Below are 1,091 nucleotides of genomic sequence, written 5' to 3' on the forward strand. Positions count from 1 at the left end.
CCGGTGCGTGCTCTCGGCGAGTCGCACAACACACCCGGCGCGCCGCCTACTTGAGGTGCCGCCCAGTTCGCGCCGCCTACTTGAGGGCGCTGCGCTGCTGCCACTGCTGCCAGGTCTCCTGCCAGACCTCCAGGCCGTTGCCGACGTCGGTTTTCTTGGTGCTGGCGGTGCCCTTCACCTCGACCGTGGAGCCGACCGGCAGGAAGTCGTAGACCCGCTTGGCGTCCGAGGTGGTCATGCCGAAGCAGCCGTGGCTGTTGTTGACCACGCCGAGGGACTTGTTCCACGGCGCGGAGTGCAGGAACGTGCCGGACGCGGTGAGGTGGGTGACCCACTGGGAGTCCAGCATCCACTCGTCGCCGTGCCCGATGGTGGCGGAGTCCATGGTCTCCGTCGCGTTCTTGCTGCGTACGGTGTGCACCCCGCCGCGGGTGGGGTCCTGCACGGAGCCCGCGGAGCCCTTGACGCTGCCGACCGGCTTGCCGTTCTCGTACATCGTCAGGGTGTGCGAGGGCACGTCGATGACGGCCTTGTGGTCGGCGCCTATGGTGAAGCCGAAGTCGTAGTCCCGGACGAACCAGCCGCTGTCGCCGGAGCTGATCCCGGACAGCGCGCCCTTGACGGAGACCTTGGTGCCGGCCGGCCAGTAGGTCTTGGGCCGCCAGTCGATCCGGTCCTTGCCCGACCAGTCCTTGACCCAGCCCCAGGCGCCCTCGACGTGCGGCTGGGTGGTGACCTTCAGCGCCCGCTCGATCTCGGCGCGCTTGCTCTTGGCTATGGGGTGGTCGAAGAGGATCGAGACCGGCATGCCGGTGCCCACCGTCTGCCCGTTGCCGGGGGTGTTGGTGAGCTTGTTGACCTTGTCGGCCTGCTGGGTGGTGAAGGTGGCGGTTTCGGTGGACTCCTTGCCCTTCGCCGAGGTCGCCTTGGTGTGCACGGTGTACGTGGTCTTCGGGCGGACCTTGCCCGCCGACTTCCATGACGTACCGTCAGCCGCCAGCTGGCCGGGAACCGTGGCCCCCTTGTCGTCCTTGACGTCGACCGCGGTCAGCTTCCCGCCGTCCGCCGTCACGGATATCGGCGAGCCGAGC

At 68.3% G+C, this 1,091-nt stretch carries 1 protein-coding gene; it reads right to left on the minus strand.

Annotation, left to right across the window (positions count from 1 at the left end; all coding sequences use genetic code 11):
• Nucleotides 1-76 precede the first annotated feature (76 nt).
• Nucleotides 77-1,091, minus strand: a 1,015-nt coding sequence (locus RZ84_RS28165) for a L,D-transpeptidase family protein (protein ID WP_043271034.1), incomplete at its 5' end; no start/stop codon positions are given.

It is taken from the genome of Streptomyces sp. CT34 (assembly GCF_000805335.1).
In the GTDB taxonomy this organism is placed as follows: Bacteria; Actinomycetota; Actinomycetes; order Streptomycetales; family Streptomycetaceae; genus Streptomyces.